This is a genomic window from Streptomyces sp. NPDC056224 (assembly GCF_042267665.1).
Classification (GTDB): Bacteria; Actinomycetota; Actinomycetes; order Streptomycetales; family Streptomycetaceae; genus Streptomyces.
In genome coordinates this window covers 1-1,512 of record NZ_JBHJTK010000110.1, presented here as the reverse complement: position 1 = coordinate 1,512, position 1,512 = coordinate 1, and the positions used below count along the sequence as shown (strand labels likewise).

At 71.6% G+C, this 1,512-nt stretch carries 1 protein-coding gene; it reads right to left on the bottom strand.

Annotated features, from left to right (window positions below; all coding sequences use genetic code 11):
• Positions 1 to 121: 121 nt before the first annotated feature.
• A partial coding sequence (locus ACFCZ1_RS38505; protein WP_376682913.1) for an ATP-binding protein occupies positions 122 to 1,512 on the bottom strand: 1,391 nt, incomplete at its 5' end.

The window sequence follows — 1,512 nt, the reverse complement described above, 5'->3', positions numbered from 1 at the left end:
CCACCTATCGGCGCCACCTCGCCGCCCTCACGGCCATCGCGGGCCCACTGAGTTGATGCGGGGGACGATCGCCGGCCACAGGATGCGACCGGCGATCATCGGGCCTGGTCCGCGGGCCGGTTCAGGTGACCGCCGATGTCGGGAGTTCCGCGGTGACCGGCGGTGCGCCGCCCGCTATGGGGAGGGTGATGACCATGGTGAGGCCGCCGCCGGGAGTGTCCTCGGCCGTGAGGGTGCCGCCGATGGCCTCGGTGAAGCCGCGGGCGACGGCGAGGCCGAGGCCGACTCCGGCGCCGCGCGGGGCGTCGCCGTGGCGCTGGAACGGTTCGAAGATGCGGTCCTTGGCCTCGTCGGGGACGCCGGGCCCGCGGTCGACGACGCGCAGTTCCACGCGCTCGTGCAGGGCGCTGGCAGTGACGTTGACGGGTTGGCCGTCGGGGCTGTACTTGACGGCGTTCTCGACGATGTTGGCGACGGCTCGTTCGAGCAGGCCGCGGTCGACGGCGATCATGGGGAGGGTTTCGGGGATGTCGAGTTCGACGCTGTCCTCGGGTACGCCGCCCAGGGCCATGGGGACGACCTCGTCGAGGTCGGTCTCGCGGATCAGCGGGACGACGGTGCCGGTGTTGAGGCGGGACATGTCCAGGAGGTTGCCGATCAGTGCGGCGAGGCGGTCGGCGCCGTCCTCGATGCCCTCCAGGAGTTCGGCCTTGTCTTCCTCGGACCATTCGACGTCGTCGGAGCGGAGCGAGCTGACGGAGGCCTTTATGCCGGCGAGCGGGGTCCGCAGGTCGTGGCTGACGGCGGCGAGCAGGGCGGTGCGGATGCGGTTGGCCTCGGCGAGTTCGCGGGACTTCTCGGCCTCGTCGACGAGGCGTTGGCGGTCGAGTACGACGGCCGCCTGGGCGGCGAAAGCGCCGAGGACCCGTCGGTCCTCGGCGGGCAGGACCCGGCCGGTGAGGGCGAGGGCCATGTTGTCGCCGATGGGGAGGTCGACATCGGCGTCCTCGGGCCGGCTGACGGGGCTGATGCCGACGGAGGCGGCCGTGGTCCAGGGTTCGACCTCGCTGGCGCGCTCCAGGAGGACGACCGACTGCATCGCGAAGGTCTCGCGGAGGCGTTCGAGGAGGGCGTCGAGGGAGTTCTCGCCGCGCAGGACGCTGCCCGCGAGGAAGGAGAGGATCTCGGACTCGGCGCGCAGGCGGGCGGCCTGGTGGGTGCGCCGGGCGGCCAGGTCGACCACCGAGGCGACGGACACGGCCACTCCTACGAAGATCGCGATGGCGACGATGTTCAAGGGGTCGGAGATGGTGAACTCGTGCAGCGGCGGGGTGAAGTAATAGTTCAGGAGCAGGGACCCGAACGCCGCCGACGCCAGGGCGGGGAGGAGTCCGCCGAGCAGCGCCGCTGCCACCGTGAAGGTGAGGAAGAGCAGCATGTCGTTGGCGAGCCCGAGCTCGGGGACGATCTGGCTCAGCAGGACGGTCAGCAGCGCGGGGCCCGCGATACCGG